Annotated in this window: 12 protein-coding genes; 4 read left to right on the top strand and 8 right to left on the bottom strand. The window is 41.5% G+C overall.

Annotated features, from left to right (window positions below; genetic code table 11):
- Positions 1-44: 44 nt before the first annotated feature.
- Positions 45-2,447, bottom strand: a complete 2,403-nt coding sequence (locus tag PY364_RS01780) for an ATP-dependent helicase (protein ID WP_275519944.1) — start codon at positions 2,445-2,447, stop codon at positions 45-47.
- Between the two features lie 151 nt (positions 2,448-2,598).
- Between PY364_RS01780 and PY364_RS01775 the strand changes: the two genes are divergently transcribed.
- The 3 genes from PY364_RS01775 to PY364_RS01765 all read left to right on the top strand — a co-directional run bounded on the left by PY364_RS01775 (position 2,599) and on the right by PY364_RS01765 (position 7,523).
- Positions 2,599-3,600: a DUF4349 domain-containing protein gene (locus PY364_RS01775; RefSeq protein WP_275519943.1), complete on the top strand. Its 1,002-nt coding sequence runs from the start codon at positions 2,599-2,601 to the stop codon at positions 3,598-3,600.
- 243 nt (positions 3,601-3,843) lie between these two features.
- Positions 3,844-5,685: a glycosyltransferase family 39 protein gene (locus tag PY364_RS01770; RefSeq protein WP_275519941.1), complete on the top strand. Its 1,842-nt coding sequence runs from the start codon at positions 3,844-3,846 to the stop codon at positions 5,683-5,685.
- A gap of 113 nt (positions 5,686-5,798) precedes the next feature.
- Positions 5,799-7,523 (top strand): serine/threonine-protein kinase, encoded by a 1,725-nt coding sequence (locus tag PY364_RS01765; protein WP_275519939.1) that lies wholly within the window; start codon positions 5,799-5,801, stop codon positions 7,521-7,523.
- A 314-nt stretch (positions 7,524-7,837) separates the two neighbouring features.
- Here PY364_RS01765 and PY364_RS01760 read toward each other — a convergent pair whose 3' ends face one another.
- Positions 7,838-9,070 carry a DUF445 family protein gene (locus tag PY364_RS01760; protein ID WP_275519937.1) on the bottom strand — a complete coding sequence of 411 codons (1,233 nt, stop codon included), beginning with the start codon at positions 9,068-9,070 and terminating at the stop codon, positions 7,838-7,840.
- Between the two features lie 438 nt (positions 9,071-9,508).
- On the bottom strand, positions 9,509-10,210 hold the full coding sequence (ubiE, locus tag PY364_RS01755) for a bifunctional demethylmenaquinone methyltransferase/2-methoxy-6-polyprenyl-1,4-benzoquinol methylase UbiE (protein ID WP_275519935.1): 702 nt from the start codon (positions 10,208-10,210) through the stop codon (positions 9,509-9,511).
- A gap of 323 nt (positions 10,211-10,533) precedes the next feature.
- On the opposite strand from ubiE, the gene PY364_RS01750 reads away from it, so the two are divergent.
- Positions 10,534-10,833: a ferredoxin gene (locus PY364_RS01750; RefSeq protein ID WP_275519933.1), complete on the top strand. Its 300-nt coding sequence runs from the start codon at positions 10,534-10,536 to the stop codon at positions 10,831-10,833.
- A gap of 145 nt (positions 10,834-10,978) precedes the next feature.
- Here PY364_RS01750 and PY364_RS01745 read toward each other — a convergent pair whose 3' ends face one another.
- The 5 genes from PY364_RS01745 to PY364_RS01725 all read right to left on the bottom strand — a co-directional run bounded on the left by PY364_RS01745 (position 10,979) and on the right by PY364_RS01725 (position 16,707).
- On the bottom strand, positions 10,979-12,613 hold the full coding sequence (locus PY364_RS01745) for a SpoIID/LytB domain-containing protein (RefSeq protein WP_275519931.1): 1,635 nt from the start codon (positions 12,611-12,613) through the stop codon (positions 10,979-10,981).
- 97 nt (positions 12,614-12,710) lie between these two features.
- Positions 12,711-13,289, bottom strand: coding sequence for a hypothetical protein (locus PY364_RS01740; RefSeq protein WP_275519929.1), 579 nt, complete (start codon positions 13,287-13,289; stop codon positions 12,711-12,713).
- Positions 13,290-13,301: 12 nt separating this feature from the next.
- Positions 13,302-13,547, bottom strand: a complete 246-nt coding sequence (locus PY364_RS01735; RefSeq protein WP_275519927.1) for a hypothetical protein — start codon at positions 13,545-13,547, stop codon at positions 13,302-13,304.
- A 42-nt stretch (positions 13,548-13,589) separates the two neighbouring features.
- Entirely contained in the window at positions 13,590-15,686 is a 2,097-nt protein-coding gene (locus PY364_RS01730; protein WP_275519926.1) for a hypothetical protein, read from the bottom strand.
- 133 nt (positions 15,687-15,819) lie between these two features.
- Complete coding sequence (locus PY364_RS01725; protein WP_275519924.1) at positions 15,820-16,707, bottom strand: hypothetical protein; 888 nt, start codon at positions 16,705-16,707, stop codon at positions 15,820-15,822.
- Positions 16,708-16,712: the final 5 nt, after the last annotated feature.

Genomic DNA, 16,712 nt, shown 5'->3' with positions numbered 1-16,712 from the left:
GGTATTTTACCGCCCAGAGGGCGGCGTTACGTAACTTATAATTCCTAATTAGCAAATTTCTCCTTCAAAGCTAACACTACAGGACTTGCCTTTTGCTCCTGCAAATTATCCAAATTATTCCAACTAAAAGGAGCCTTCTTTTCCGCCGCCATCCATAACAAACGCTTCGCTCGTGTCATCGCCACGTACAGCAATCGAAACTCTTCTGACATCTTCAAATATCCCGCTAACTCCCAAGCAGTACCGATATCTGGCAAAGGAAATTGCTGATGTAAACTAGCGCGAATTTGAGCGCGTGCTACTTCAGCTAATGTAAAATCTCCTAAAAACCGAGATTGGGGAAATACCCGCAAACCGCCCGGAATAGTTGTTTCCTGTAAAAATGGTAGGAAAACATAATCCCAATCTAACCCCTTAGCTTTGTGCATAGTAATAATAGTAACTTGGCGCTTTCGCACATAGGGATGTTCTCTATCGTTATCACTTTCTAGCGGTACTTCTACAGGCTCAAATCGCTCAGAACCAACAATTTCTATGAGTGCATCTAAAATCGCACTCATAGAATTATTACCAGCAGTTTGTTTGAAAATTCTTTCTCCCAATTTGTCGGCAGTAGCTAACTCTGTCTGGTTATATTGTAATGATAAAGCTAGAAAAGAAATTAACTGATAAATCGGCAATTCTAACTTAGCATGAAGCAAGTTACAACAAAAATACCGACATTTACGAACCCGCTCCGACTGTGGTGGATCGAGGGGGCCGGGGTAAAGAAACTGCTCTGATTGTGTAGCGAGAGCATTATAATCTTGCTTAGGGATAAGTTCGCGATCGCTCAAGACTTTTAAGGCAGCCTTGAGATAATCGGGGGAATGAGGACGATCGATAAATTGGAGTAATGCTAAAATTTCAGAGGGAACTTGAGAATAGCGTTCTCTTTCTGATACATCTTCCACTCTAATCTCATATTTACTTAAATCAAACTTCATGTTATATTTGAGGGGGTTTTCTAACACATCTCTAACAAACCGTCCTTGTTTATTTTCCCTTACTAAGATTGCGGCTGATTTGTCATTTTTTAAGTCTGCAAACAACTGTAAAACTCTCTCAGCAATTAACCTTATAGAGTCATAAATATCAACAGGTTGACATATTTCTAAACCTCGACCTTCGGGAGCTGGATTAACATCAGCTTTGGTCTTATCATTACATACAGCCAGAATACTTTGATTGCGGAAAGGTTTTTCTTTACCAGTTAATTTAGAATTATTCACCCATTCTAAAACAAAATTAGCAGCATCAATAATACTTTGCGTACTGCGGCCAGCCTGGTTCATTGTGGCTAAATTACCTTCAACTTGGCAATCTTCGCAGAATTGACGAAAATAAATCGGATCGGCAGGAGTAAAAGTGGAATTAATTGCTTGATTTGGATCTCCGACTCGAATAAAATTAGGAGGTAGATGAGGATTAGTAGCATCATTAGCTAATATTTCTAATAACTTAGTTTGCAAAGGCGTAGAATCTTGAGCTTCATCTTCAAAAACTGCGAATACTTGCTTCTGCTCCATCGCTAAAGCGTTGGGATTTTCTAGTACCCGAATTGCTGCTAAAATCATTTCATCGTAGTCGATAAAATTCTGCGATCGTAATAGCGATTGATACTTCTTATACAACCCAGCAGCCACCGCCAAAATTTGATAATTGTCATCAAAAACATTATCGCTCATTTCCTCCAATTTTTCAGGTGACAAACCAGAAGATTTTGCCTCGTGAACCACTGTACTAGCCAATTGTGGCAAAATTTCAGTACGCAAAACCGACTGGCGACGCATTCGTTCTGTTTCCTCACCATCAAATTGATTACCTTCAAGTAAAATTTGATAGCGTCGCGGATTTTCTACTATCCATTGTTCTACACAAATCCGAATCAACCTGTGACTTTTGTTCGGCGTTATCAAAGTCGAATTTTCCAAATCTAAACCCGATAAATCAGGGTGACGGAGAGCAATATTTAGAGCCAAACCGTGCAGCGTGTTAACAATAAAACCACCCTCTGATAAAGATAATGCTTGCAAGTTCTTGCGGATTTTAGCTTTAATACTTGCCGCTGCGGAACGGGTAAAAGTGACAACTATTAATTGACGGCGACTATTAAGGTGAAAATTTGCGATCGCCAAAGCTGCCGCCGCCGCCATCCCAGTAGACTTACCCGCACCTGGAACCGCCGAAACCGCGAGTCTGCCACCTTGCCATTCACCCATTCGATCTTGTCCTGGCCGGAGAGTCTTGAGAAGTTGATGACAAGCTTCCTCTCGCGAAATTGGTGCGATCGCGCCAGCCGAAGGCATCGCAGTTGGCTTTGCTGTACCGGAGTCTGACTGTGGCGATGCAGTATCAAGCATTTTAATAGTTGAGTCTGTGAAATTAGCATCAAAATCGTCTGTCATGGCAATTAAAAATTAGAGATTTCAGCAGAAAGCTGCATAGTTTAGGTCGTTTCAATTTTTGTATCAGCTAAGCTAGCACTATCTACTTGAGATTAAGTTAAATCAAGTACAAAACTCAATCCCCTAAAGTTTTTTATAGGAAAAACCATCAATGAAAACTCACACCTCAGTAAAATTCCTGCCACAATTCCCTAAGCAAAACCAGACTCAAGCCAATAACCGCACCAGAAAAACTATGATGATTATCGCCTTAATTGTGTCGTCTGCGCTGGGAATGGCTAGCTGTGGTAGCAATAGCCAAAGGAATCAAACAATGCAAAACGAAGCAAATATGCCAAAAGCAGGAGCTCCAATGGCATCAACCGCAGCACCACAGGCAGTAATGGATGCAGCTTCACCTTCACAGAAACAAGCAACAGCAGAAAAACCAAAATCGCGCCCTCAACTAATTAAAAAAGCAGAAATAACTCTTGTTGTCAAATCCATTGATGAGAGTACGCGAGCAGTTTCTAATCTTGTTCAAAAACAGCAAGGCGATATCTTAGGTTTTCAAAACCAAAAACCACCAGATAGCAGTATTCGCCACACGGCCTCAATGCAAATTAGAGTTCCTGAAGAAAAGTTAGAAACCACACTAAACGCTCTCGCAAAACTAGGAAATGTACAAAATCGTTCCCTCACAGCCGAGGATGTTACCGATCAATTAGTCGATAGTGAAGCCAGACTGCGAAACCTGCGTAAATCAGAAGAAATGGTCTTGAAAATTATGGACAGATCCGGCTCTATTAGCGACGTACTCAAAGCTTCTCAAGAATTGAGTAATATTCGGGAGTCAATTGAACGCATTGACGCTCAGTTAAAAAGCTTACGAAATCAAGTAGCTTACTCTACCATTAATCTCAATTTAGAAGCCGCAGTTTCTGCCACACAAACACCAGAACCATCTTTAGGTTTGCGCGTACAAGAATCCTGGGGGAAAGCAACTCATTCTGTGGGCGAATTTACCCTTGGTTTGTTTGCTTTAAGTCTTTGGTTATTAGCCTATAGCCCTTATTTGCTGCTGATTACAGGTGGGATTTACGGCCTTAATCGATTGCGGAAACAGCAGACTATTCCCCCTGTTAAAGATCCAAATCCTCCAGCTTCCAATTAAACTAGGACTTACGCATTCCTCACGTAACGCCGCCCTCTGGGCGGTATCTTAACCTCAAGCCAGAGCGGCGTTACAAACCAATTATCAGTAACTCCTACGTCAATTTATACATGGCTTTAATTATTATTTATAGCGATCGCATATTCGATCGCTTGGTTTCGACATGAAATTTGTATTTTATTTACATCTAAAGGTAGATGTTTAGTGTAAATTTAGCAACTATGCTCCGATATAAATTACAGAATGAAAAATCTTCCACATTACCTAGCTTTATTGGGAATCCTCACTTTCGGCACTGTCCTACGGTTTTGGCATCTGGACTTGAAACCTCTCTGGATGGATGAAGTCATTACTACTTTGTTCAGCTTAGGAAGAAGCTACAATGACATTCCTCTAAATATAGCATTCTCCCTCAACTATTTGGAGCCAATCTTTACCCTTAAACCGGGAGTTACTTGTCCTCAAATTGCACATACAGTTGCTACTCAGTCTACCCATCCGCCCCTGTTTTTTTGTTTAATGTACCAGTGGCTAAAAGCAATTAATTTTGACTTACTCCATTCGCTTACTTGGAAACTGCGAGCTTTACCAGCATTAGCAGGAGTCGCCACAATCGCAGCTATTTATTGCCTCAACCGCATTGCATTTTCTGCCGCCGCAGGCCTTACAGGAGCAGCGATTATGGCCGTTTCTCCTTTTGCCGTTTACCTTTCCCAAGAAGCCCGCCACTACACTTTACCAATGCTACTAATTACTTTAGCACTTCTGGGATTTATCCAAATACAGCAAGATTTATCTCGTCAACAACAACCTAGTCCCTTTGTTTGGTTTTTCTGGATAGCAACTAATAGTATTAGTTTCTATGTCCACTACTTCTCGATCATCGCTTTTATCGCTCAAGTAATAACTTTAATAACGCAGAAGACGGAAGGCAGAAGGCAGAATGTAGAAAGCAGAAATAAGAAGAGAAAAATAAGAGGAGAGAATACGCAATGCAGAAATAGGAATACAGAAAACAATCTACCTATCTCCGGCCTCTCAACTTCTCCCTGTATCCGAGTCTCGCCTTCTCCGCATTCTGCCTTTTTATTATCTTCTAATATTCCTCTATTACTATTACCTTTTGCCTTCTGTATACCGGGAATGATGACACTAATTCGCTATTCTAGCCAAGGTGAAACTGACTGGTTAAAACTTGCCAATCCGATTGCTCCACTCTACCAAACTCTAGCGGGATGGCTAATTTTTTACATCGCCTTACCTATAGAAAAGCAATCTCTCTGGATTCAAATCCCAGCAGCTCTTTTAATGATTATATTCGCAGGCTGGTTGGGGCGATACCTCTGGTTAAATGTTGGGCAAATTTGCTCCTGTTACCAAACACAGGAAACAGCAAAAATGCTGGTAAGTTTTATTATAATTGCATTGATATTTTTTTTGATTATTGTCTACATCTTGAACAAAGATATCACCCTTGCTCCTCGCTATAACTATGTTTATTTCCCTGCATTATGCGCTCTTTTAGGAGCAAGCTGTATTAAAAATAACCAAATCAAACTTGAACAACATAAGTATACATACTCATTGTTTATTATTTTGCTAGTTGGCATTCTGAGTTCAGTATTTGTCACCTCAAATTTAGCCTTTCAAAAACCTTATCATCCTCACAAAGCGGTAAAAGATATGAGCCTAAATTCAGCTATTCCCCTTTTGGTTGCGGTAGGGTATAATAATTTTCAGGACGTAGCTTTAGGGCTAAGTTTTGCCCTAGAACTCCGTAAAGTCTATCCCCATAGTACGCCTGGTGTCTATCTGGCTTTCTTGCAGCGAAATAGTCTTGATACTGCACCTCCTATTAGCGGATATGATACTGTATGGCAAAGTCTCTCTAAGTTGCGAGATTTGCCAGCAGGGCCGCTCAATTTGTGGGTCGTTGGCGCTGGATTGGGACGACCAGACTATCCCCTTAAGTTGTCACTTTCCGATCGATCGTCTAAAAGTTATAAAATGCAAAGGGTTTGTAATATTGACCTTGCTCGTTACCACACTGTGGGTGTATCCTATCAGCTTTACCGCTGTTATTGATAATAGCAATTGATATTTACTTCTGTTCTAGATAACTAAATACTTCTTCCTTCTTCCTTCTTCCTTCTTCCTTTGCACTCAAATCATTGACATCTACCTTGAGGCGAAAAGCCATGAACACCCTCTCACCAACAGCTAAACCCCGCTCCCGCTATCAGGCGATTAGAGAACTAGGCCGCAATCCAGAAGCAGGTCGTATTACCTATCTGGCAAAGGATAATTTAACACAAAATCCAGTCACGATCAAGCAATTTATCTTTGCAAAACCAGACTCAGAATGGGCTGGCTTCAAAGCATATCAAAGCGAAATTGAAATCCTACAAAAACTTTCTCATCCCAGTATACCCTGCTGCCTTAATTCCTTTCAAATTCCTAACGGAGTAGCTTTAGTATGGGAATATAAAGAAGCAAAATCGTTAGGAGAAACACGCATTTGGAACCCAGAAGAAATCAAGCAATTAACAGTTTTTTTGTTAGAAATTCTTATCTATCTGCAAACTCAGACTCCGCCAGTAATTCATCGGAATATCAAGCCAGAAAATATCTTAATAGACGAGGATTTTAAGGTTTATTTGGTTGACTTTAGCTTGCCAAATATTCAGGGAACACAAACTGTTATCAATAACGCCGCTGCTGGAACAGTTGGTTTCATGCCCCACGAACAACTCCGCAATAACGAACTCACAGGAGCTACAGACCTCTATAGTATAGGAGCCACCCTAGCCTGCTTATTGTCTCAGAGACCATCAAGCCAAATTAAAACCTTATTTGATACCCAAGGCCGCATTAATTTTCAAAATTTAGTTTCTAAACAGATTAGCTTCTCTTTTATTCAATGGTTAGAAAAAATGATGGAAGCTTATCCTATCCAACGCTATCCCAGCGCCGCCGCCGCCTTAGAAGCGCTGAATAAAATTGAGATTGAACGTTTACCAGAAGTTAGGATTAATCCCGATAGTCTGGAATTTAAACCAACAGAATACGGTGAAATTATCGCTCAAAGTATTACAGTTAGCAACTCCATTCCTGATACTATCTTAAAAGGAGGTTGGGAAGTTGCTTATCACCCAAAAGAACCGAACCGCCGTAGTGGTTACAAGCCTTGGATTACCTTTGAACCCAAACAATTTGAAGGCAACCGCGTTAAGTGCGAAGTGATAGTTGATACCAGTCAATTGCTGGCAGATAAAACTTATGAACGCCAGATTTTATTGAACGCCATCGCCTCATCACCAACTCACTCGGTAACTATTAAGGTTAAAACCCCCAAACTCGCTCCCAATTTATTGCCTAAACGCTCTCTAGCTGTGTTATTTATAGTTACTTTAGCTGTGGGATTTCTTGAAAGCTTGATAGTAGGACAACAGGAAGAAGGTCTAATAGAATTGATGGCTTGGATAGGCATAATACTGGGAACCGGAACTGGATTTTTAGGTGGATTAGCAGGAGCATTTGGCTCTATCCCTATACTGGGGAGTACGGTAAGTACAGCAGTAGTTTATCAATATCGTTTTGGTTATAAATCTTCTTTGGGGTTTGTATTTGGCTTTATAATTGGAGCGACGACAGGGTATATTGTCAGGCATAATTTGGGTAAGTCGCTATCAGGAAATTTATCAGGATTTCGGGCGGGAATGTATTCAACAGGTGGATTGATTTCCTGTTTGATTGCAGCCTTTAGTTTTACTATGGGAATTGCAATCCAATATAGATTTATGAATTTATTTGTCATGCTGGCATTAGGATTAACAGGGCTACCATTAGGCTATTTAATTTTTAGTCAATATCAAATACTTACTAACTATCGCAAGGCGGTAAAACATCTAATTAAGCCATAATATTGGTAACGCCGCCATCTTGGCGGTAAAACATCTAAATTAAGCCATAATATTGGTAACGCCGCCATCTTGGCGGTAAAACATCTAAATTAAGCCATAATATTGGTAACGCCGCCATCTTGGCGGTAAAGGAACCGCCAGGATGGCGGCGTTACAAAGGTCAGACGAAAATTTTTAATACCGCCAGGATGGCGGCGCTACAAAGGTCAGACGAAAATTTTTAATACCGCCAGGATGGCGGCGTTACAAAGGTCAGACGAAAATTTTTAATACCGCCAGGATGGCGGCGTTACAAAGGTCAGATTCGCGGTAATTTACCGTTGAAGTAACAGAGCAAAAGTCTGTAAACAACCAATTACTACACCCAAAATTCCGCCTAAATTCACAATTCCTTGCAACTCACTTTTAACTATTCCTTGAATCGCCAGTTCAAGTTCTTCGGGGGAGGTATTCTTAACCCGGTCAATAATTACTTGATCGATATTCAAAATTGGGATAGCCTGAGCTACAATTTTCTCTAAATCTCGCTCTAGATAGCGCTCTAAAACCAAAGCAAGTTCTTTGCTGACTATTTCTAGGGAAGCATTCATCACTGATGAATTTTGCAATCTGTCCAGAATTAAGACTGACATATTTTCCCAGTCGATAGATTTGCTCAATCCTTGAATTAAATCAACTCCCTTTTCTTGTAGATAACTGCGGACGCTATCTCGCATTGTTTTTCGTAATTGCCGCACTGTCGCCACTGGTAAATTTTGCATTGACAGATTTTGCAGCCATTCCTGAATTCTGCCTCGCAACCCAAGAGAAACAATTAATTCAGTTAATCTTTGATTTGTCGCTTCTTTTTCATCTAGGCAAAAAGTCCGTAGCCGAGTCAAAGTATTACGCAAACCGAATAAATTAGCTACTACCCAATAAGTGCCGCTAGTCTTTTCTCGAAAGCCTTCATCAATAATTGAAATGTTGCGGTCAGTAAGAAAATCAATCAACACTTGCCGCAGCACATCTGGGGGTAATACTGCCTGTAATAGCCAATCTGCTAATTGAGCAGATTGAGCTTCTGTTAACTGCAATTCTAGTAAAACTTGGTCAAAAATTTGATTGAGTTGACCTTCTAAAAAATCTTCGCGTTGTGATAAAATATTCAGGATTTTAGGGAGCGATTCTCCTAGTAAATCTCTAAGAATATTGGCAAGAATTTTGGCTGTTTTCCGATCTGTATCTGCTTTGACTTTATCCATTGCTAGTTGTAACAACCAAAGAATGCCTGCTTGCATCCGCTCAGTTTGTAGCAGGCGACGTGCCAAATTTTCCAATTCTGTTGGTGTTAGCAGTGAACCCATGATCGTGTCAGCAATTCGTTTAGCTAAACGTTCTTGGTTGCGGGGAATTAAGCCGGGAGTAAACGGCATCTGCCGACCGCTAATATAAATAGGTCGATAAGGTCGAAATAGCATCTTTATAGCTATATCATTAGTGAAATAACCAATGATTCCGCCTACGATAGGAGGAGCGAAAAGAACCAAAATGTCAGACAAGTTCATCACAATTAAAAATCAAAATTTAAAATAAAAAACCTAGATAGGACTTACGCACGCTCATAGTAAGTAGTTGGACAAAAATAAAGAATGTCATTGCGAGCGAAGCGAAGCAAACTCAAAGCGCAAGCGAATTGCTTCGGGATTAGTTTGCTTCGCTTCGCTCGCAACACCCTCAGATTGCTTCGGAAGCCTCAGATTGCTTCGCGCCTCGCAACTGCGCTGCGCTTGACGCGCTGCGCTTGACGCGCTTCGCTTGGCTCGCAATGACATGATTACGTTTATTTATGTCCGACTACTTAACGCCGCCATCCTAGCGGTAAAGAAACCGCCAGGATGGCGGCGTTACAGATATTTTTGCCTAATCTGTTAGGGTGGGGAATGGCTGGGAGAAAATCTGATATTAAGAGGTAGATTTTAGTCTAGGCATTGCTTACTCTACAATTACTTTGTAATTACCAATACTCCCATCATAGCCCCGGCAATGGGATAGTGTGTGGCATTAGCAAATCCGGCTTGGCGAGATAAAGCTACTTGCTGTGAGCCTGTCGGAAATTTTTCTAAGCTGGAATTGATGTAAGCATATTCTTGGGTCATGCCAAATTGTTTCGCTGTCGGCACTACAAAGGTTTCTAAATACCACTGTTGAAAGCTCCGCATTAGGGAACTGCTGGGGCGGTGTAGGTCGAGGATTGCGGCTTTGGCACTGGGTTTGAGGACTCGGTGCAACTCTTGCAGACAGCGGGGGATATCAGTGACGTTGCGGAGGCCGTAACCCATTGTGGCGCAGTCGAAGCGGTTATCGGTAAAAGGTAAATTTAAGGCGTTTCCTTCTACCCAAGTGATGGGGCTGGCAGGGAAAAGGATGGGTTGGTCTCGACGGCTGGCTTGAGCCAATAGTTCGGGTGAAAAATCAAGACCGAACACATGACCTGTAGCACCGGCTTGTTTTGCTAATAGCAGAGCTAAGTCACCGCTACCGCAGCACAAGTCTAGACAAGTATCGCCGGGATGAGCATCGCTCCAGTTTACGGTCATTTGCTTCCAGATGCGGTGCTGGCCGAAGCTTAGCCAATCGTTTAATTGGTCGTAAACTGGGGCAATGCGGTTAAATATGGCTTGAATTTGTGCTGGGTCGTTTGTCATCAGTAAGTATAGCTAGGGACTAGGGGCTAGGGGGTAGGGGCTAGGGAAGAAGTTTGAGATTACTTCACTGCGTTCGCAATGACGGAATACTGACACCTTAAAATACCAGAAATAGCATAAGTATAAGTAATCAAGATGAAATTAGAAAAAGTTATAACTAATCCCATTCAGAATATCTGTGAAATCAGTGTTGCAAAATTCCTAGTTTCCCCTACTATCAGAGAGTGAACTAACCAAAGTGCAAACCTAACGGGCTAATAGAACATTAAGGTTTGCATTAGGCAAGCTTATCGGTTTTGTAGAACTTTTGAGAGGATCAGTGCATGGCAACCTATAAAGTAACACTCGTCAACGAAGCTGAAGGCATTAACCAAACGATTGAGGTTGAGGAAGATACATACATTCTCGACGCTGCTGAAGAAGCAGGACTTGACCTGCCTTACTCTTGTCGCGCAGGTGCTTGTTCTACCTGTGCTGGCAAAATCACCAGCGGTGAAGTGGATCAGTCTGACCAATCTTTCTTGGATGACGATCAGATCGAGGCTGGATTTGTTTTAACCTGCGTCGCTTATCCTAAGTCTGACTGTACTATCCAAACCCACCAAGAAGAATCTCTGTACTAAGCTAAAAAATCTTTCGCTTGCATCTCAATCTATCCAGAGATGGGTTAAGTATCCTGCTTTCCCAAGAGATGCAAGTTAAATGTAGTCTGACTAAATCAGCAACAGACGATCGTTTTCAGTAGTAGGGTGGGCAATTGCCACCCTACTAATTTTTATTTTCGGGCGATCGCCAAAAAACTATAGATCGATCGAGGGGTACAACTTTGCTACCTGGAAAATAAAAGTTGAGAATGCGATCGCTATTCCAACCCAATTTAGCCAAATTATAAGACCCCGTTTGGCTCATTCCTACACCGTGACCAAAACCGCCTCCCACAAAGGCATATCCTTTCATCGTTTTATCTGGGTTATACACCGGATCTAAATAAAACAGCGTACTGATTGGCGGCTCAAAAGCGTTGCGAATTTCATCTTTATCAATTTCGATTTTACCCCCATCAGTTTGCACAGTCATTTTCAGAACTCGACCCGCAGGCGATCGCTCCGTGATTAGTACCTGCTGAATCGCTTTAAAATTAGCTAGAGGGCTCTGTTTCTTCTGAAAATATTGCTTCAGAAACGCAGTCATCGCCTCTAAGCTAGTTTCCTCCCGCCAGCGAAAGGCATCCGAACCTTCCTCATTAAAGCCCTTCTTCAAACTCATAAATCGCCGGAAATTTTGCTCATTTGCCAAACTCTGCTTAGATAAATCCCAAACATTACCAGGTGCGTCAATCACCGAGCGCAAATAAGGTCTTTCTGGCCCATGCCAAACATCCCCAAAAGTAGCAGTAATTCCGCCGCTAGCAGCAGAATAAAGCGCGTCCACTAATTCATTATTATAGGCTACCACCAAACCACGAGTCGCAGAAATTGCTCTATCAGTTTCAGGATAAACCTCAGTCAATCCCTTGTAAACTTGGCAATTTGTATCCGCACACAATTCATAATTATCAATAGCAAAACGGCGGACATTTCTCAGCGCATAAGTCCGTGCTAGAATTGTCTGAGCTTCAATCGAAGCGTAGGGCGAAAATGCCCCAATTTCGTGCGGAACAACTCCCCGCAAATAAGTTTCTACAGGCACTTCATTAACTAAACTATAAGTACCGTAAGCATTAGTTTGAAGTTCCAGTCTCCCCCCATATCGGCGAAAATCTTGAGGAGTAGGATTAGTTCCTTCCGCAACCTCGATCGCATTATTTCCCGCCGTCACCTTTAACTGATTGCGATTGTAGCGGAAGCCATTTAAAACCCAAAATGCCTGCGGTACTTGCTTGACAATTTTTGTATCTATAAAAGCCGTTTTATTGCCTTGAGATTGTAAGCTTTCTAACAGCAATCTTCGCAATAAAGGAGTTTTATAAACATCTCTTTTTGCCCAAACTTGCCATCGTTCCGGTTGAGCAATTTCTACTTCAATTCCCTTAGCTTTCCACTGGTTAGCACTATCTTCAGCACTCTCAAAACTGCGGTGAGCACTGAGTATAACTCGTTCATCTACTACAGGCGCAGGTAAGGATTTCATCGCCACTTCTAACTTCACACTGGCGGTGTTAGCCGTTTCTACACCCTTGGGAGTTTGGAAGCTTAAAGTTAGACTTGAACCTGGCGTTGCTTTCAGCGTCAGCTTATCCGTTGGTTTAGTGCCAAATCTTTGTACTACACCGATTTTGATGTCTCGATCCTTGGGAGTTTCTTTAGGAGTTTGGGCGAAACTAGACTCGCTGGCAAATCCTAAGAGGCAAATAGATATGCTGAACCATTTAAAAAGGAAAGCTTGAGGTTGTTGGGTTAGCAAAGTTAACTGCCTCCGGGTGAAATTTGGTGCTATTCAATAGTAGGGTAGCACAAGTTCTTGCTTTTGCTATAACTGATTTCGTTGGATTTATTTAGATCTAATTTTTTTCTAAGATAATTTCTCGAATTGGAATCGGCACTCCCGCAACAGTTCTTACCAGTTTTATGTTACCTTTAACTTGCCATTTTAATTCAAAAATCATGGGAGTGACTGAAGTTTTATAATTCCCCTCTAGGAAGTTAATCTGGTTAATTAAGTGAGTGGTTGTTGTAGACGGGTTTTTGTTTGCATTTTCTTGGTAATGAGTGGGTTTAGTAACGTTATATTCCTGAAGTAAATCTTCCGAGTTAGTTAAGATAATGCCGAGAATCAGGGAGGCAAGTTTTTCAATACTTCCTAAGTCATTGTCGTAGATATCAATAAAAAAGTCTTGCTCAAATTCCCGGATAACAGTAATTTCTTGGCGGCTTGCCTCTGGATATGTTTTGATAGATTTTGAGTCTTTAAGATTTTGCTCTAGGCTAAAATTGCTAGCATAAATACTAATTTTTGGCAAGGGTTGTGAGGTGGATTCAGTTAGCTGTTTAGTCGTAAAATGTTGTTCTGAGCGAGGTAAATATTCGCTCAGTTCGGTTTTTAGCAGGTTCGCGATCGCAGTCTGTAGGTTATAGATCATAATCAATAAAAATTAATCCTCGATTTCTGGTGGAGGAGAGACTTCTATGGTAGGGGTTTTGGGATAAAGGGGATATTCGCTAAGAGGTTCGCTTTCCACCTGGGCAAGTTCTTCTTCTAAAACTTGAATTGCACCAGCAATGCGGAGCAAAGTATCTCTCACATTAGCTTGTTTAGCTTCTAATTCAGCTAAAACTTTTTTCCCCGATTCGTATTCAGCTTTGAGTTGTTGTAAGCGTTGTTGAAGTTGTTGTTTCATGGCTGTTTTACTGAAGGAAAAATTGCTAATAAGTCTGGTTAATTAGTAATTATCAGGAACTTCTAGATCGTGAGTTCCCATTTCGCGAAAATGAATATTGCTCTTTTGCTTGCTCATGTCAATTTTTACACTGAGATAGGATATCATGCCTTTGGTGTCAGGAATCAAATCGGCAGGAATACAAGCTGCGATATAGCGTTGATAAAACTTGCTGTTCCAATGGCGGGCGAAGGGATTGTCATAAGTCGCGATCAACCGTTCAATAGATTTTCCATTGACAGTAATACCAGAGTGCATACAACCGTTCCAGTTATTGTTATGCTCGACAAGATAGAGCAACTTGTCACGTCCAGACGGTACAACAGGAACCTTTAATTCCAAGTTTGTCTTTGGTGCAATATACGCCAATACGTCATTATTCCAATTTTCTGAGTGCCAGCTTATTGCATCACCGCCATTAATTTTCCAGTAATATCCGACGGCGGATTGAGTGGCATGACTCCAAGGATTTTTGCTGAATGCTAACCCAGAAAGCCAAAAATAGCTGTTAGTATTAGGTTTAGAAATCAGCGCTAGTTTCCTAGTGCCTCCAGGTTGCCCTAGATTTGCTACAATTGGGATTGGTAGCCATTGATGCAAATTTTCGTAACTATCACTCAGCGAACCTTCGGGACAGTAGCAATTTGTACCTCTAAATCCGCCTGTCCAGATTCCGAGGTCTTGTGTTTTTTTGTTGTCTTTATCTAGTAAGTACGCTGCGATCGCATTCCATCGTTCGCCTAATACCCTTACCCAGACAGTATTGTAGCCATCGGGAATAGTGACGACAGCCCCGTTTCCATCAGTCTCATTGTTAGCGCCATAGGCGATCATTGGGCGATCGTTCCACAAGTTTTTTGAGGTATAAGTTGTATCGTCATAATAAGATGGATTTCCTAGTTTCGCGATCGCGCCTGCACCTCTAGCTACAAAAAGATCTTGATAAACAATCGGATCGTTCGGATACATTCGATGTCTGAACGGGTTTGTAGACTCAATATTTTTGGCTCGAATTGTACCGTTAACCTCTAATGTTGCTCCTGGTGTTATTGTACCAATACCAATTTTGCCGTCAGTTGTCACTGCTAGTCGTGTAGTTCCTACCTCATCGGAATCAAAATAAAGAGGCTTATCAAAAGTAATCCTGACATTGGTATCTTGTGCTTTTAGTTTCAGGGTTCCTCCATCTTGGCGTTGCAATATCACAGCAGCATTTTCCCTGGAGCGATAGATGTGTAATAACTCATTAGGATCTGTTGTCCCAATGCCAACATTACCACTAACTCGTTTGATGATAATGTATTCAGTATTTAAAGATGTTGAACCCTGATTGCCTCTTATTCTTAACCCATCAGATTGTTTGTCATAGTCTAGTCCCACATAAGGAACTGGAGTATCTGGATTGTAGAAAGAAATAGCACCGCCTTGGATTGAAAGTTTATCTGTAGGAGTTGTTGTGCCAATCCCAATATTGCCATCCACCATCAAATTCTCAGTAATTTGTAAAGGTGTATGCACTTGAAGAAAACCAGAGGAATGTCCCGATCGCACCCTACCAAAAACGGTAATAATATCTCCATCATCATTACCTAGCTCGACATTTCCTTCCATTTTTTCTGTGCTTTTGGAAATCGTGCTACCTTCAACAACTAGATTCCCATAAATTCGCAAATCTTTAGCTTGAAAATTTTGGGTTTCGCTACCTTCTCTTGTCGTATCTACATAGGTTTTGACAGTAGCATTTACATTCGTTACAGCGTTGTCCACATAAGTTTTAACAGCTTTTTGGGTGGAGACAATACTATCACTATTATCACTTAAATCCGCATTGCTAGAAAACCGATCGATTGCAACTCCTGCTGATAGTTTGAGAGCGCCTTTTATTTCTAAAGGAGTGCTAGCAGGAGGGGCGATCGCGCTAACAGTCAAAGCTTCAGAAATCGTGAGAGAACTCTGTAAAGATCCGGCTTCCTCTCGGTTCATTTTGGCAGTTTCTAGGCGGACAATTTCCTGCATCGCTGCATTCCAGTCCGCCGAGCGAACAGGATCGCCTGTTTTTTTCGTTTCTGGTGTGAATTTCGTGCCGTTGTTGGTAGTCATTGCTTGATTCTCGAAAAATGATTAGTTATATGACATAACCATAAACTGGCAAAGTCATGCAGTGGGTTCTGCTTTAAGTTCGTGAAGGCGTTGTTTTAATCAACCCCTCAAAACTTAAATTTACCTGAATACTTCATAGTTTCATAATGAAACAGAGAGCATACCATTTCGGTCGGTTCTTTCCAGTGCTATTTGCTGTCGTTAGTCCGTCAAAATTCACCGTATGGGAATGGGAACCGTCATCACTGGTAATATGACTCCGAGACCCATTGTAATATCCTGATCTAACACTCCAACCTTCATGATTAAACGATTTAGGCTCATTACTCCACCCTTCCGAACACCACGCATGAAAATGTTGACCAGCATTCGACGTGCTTAAACTTTTGCTTGCCATAGAATGATTGTGTTGGTCGGCATCTCCATACTCTCCAGCTTTTGGTGTTTGCGTACTTCCTGCTTCATCAGCACCAACGATAAATCTATCCCTCAAATCTGGAGTGCCATTTTGACCGTTACAAAGCGCCCATCCTGTGGGAATTTCCTCAGCTTTCCCCGACCACATCACAATTATGCCTTTGATAACAGTACCCTTAGCCACCCTGTCCACATAGTTTATTAAAGCCGTATGTTTTATTAAAGCCGTATTTAAGATTGTTGTAACTGTATCTAAATCAGTTTTGACAGTATCTACATAAGCCTTGATAGCTTTTTGGGTAGGAACAATACTATCGCTATTACTGCTAAGACTACTATCGATAGAAAACTGATTTATAGCAACTCCCTCTTGCAACTTCAAAGCGCCTTGAACTTCTAATTGCACGCTAGCAATAGTATTTGTCTCGACTGCTAATGCTGATTCAATCGTCAACGGCCCCTCTAAAGAATCCCCTCCCTTCCGGTTAACTTTAGCGCTTTCTAAGCGGACGATTTCCTGCATGGCTGCATTCCAGTCCGCCGAGCGAATAAGATCGCCTGTTTTTTTCGTTTCTGGTGTGAATTTACCGTTGTTGGTAGTCATTGCTT

Origin of the sequence: Kamptonema sp. UHCC 0994, assembly GCF_029167235.1 — a bacterium.
Classification (GTDB): domain Bacteria; phylum Cyanobacteriota; class Cyanobacteriia; order Cyanobacteriales; family Microcoleaceae; genus Kamptonema.
Note: the sequence above shows the minus strand (reverse complement) of the source record. Positions and strands in the feature narration are given on the sequence as shown.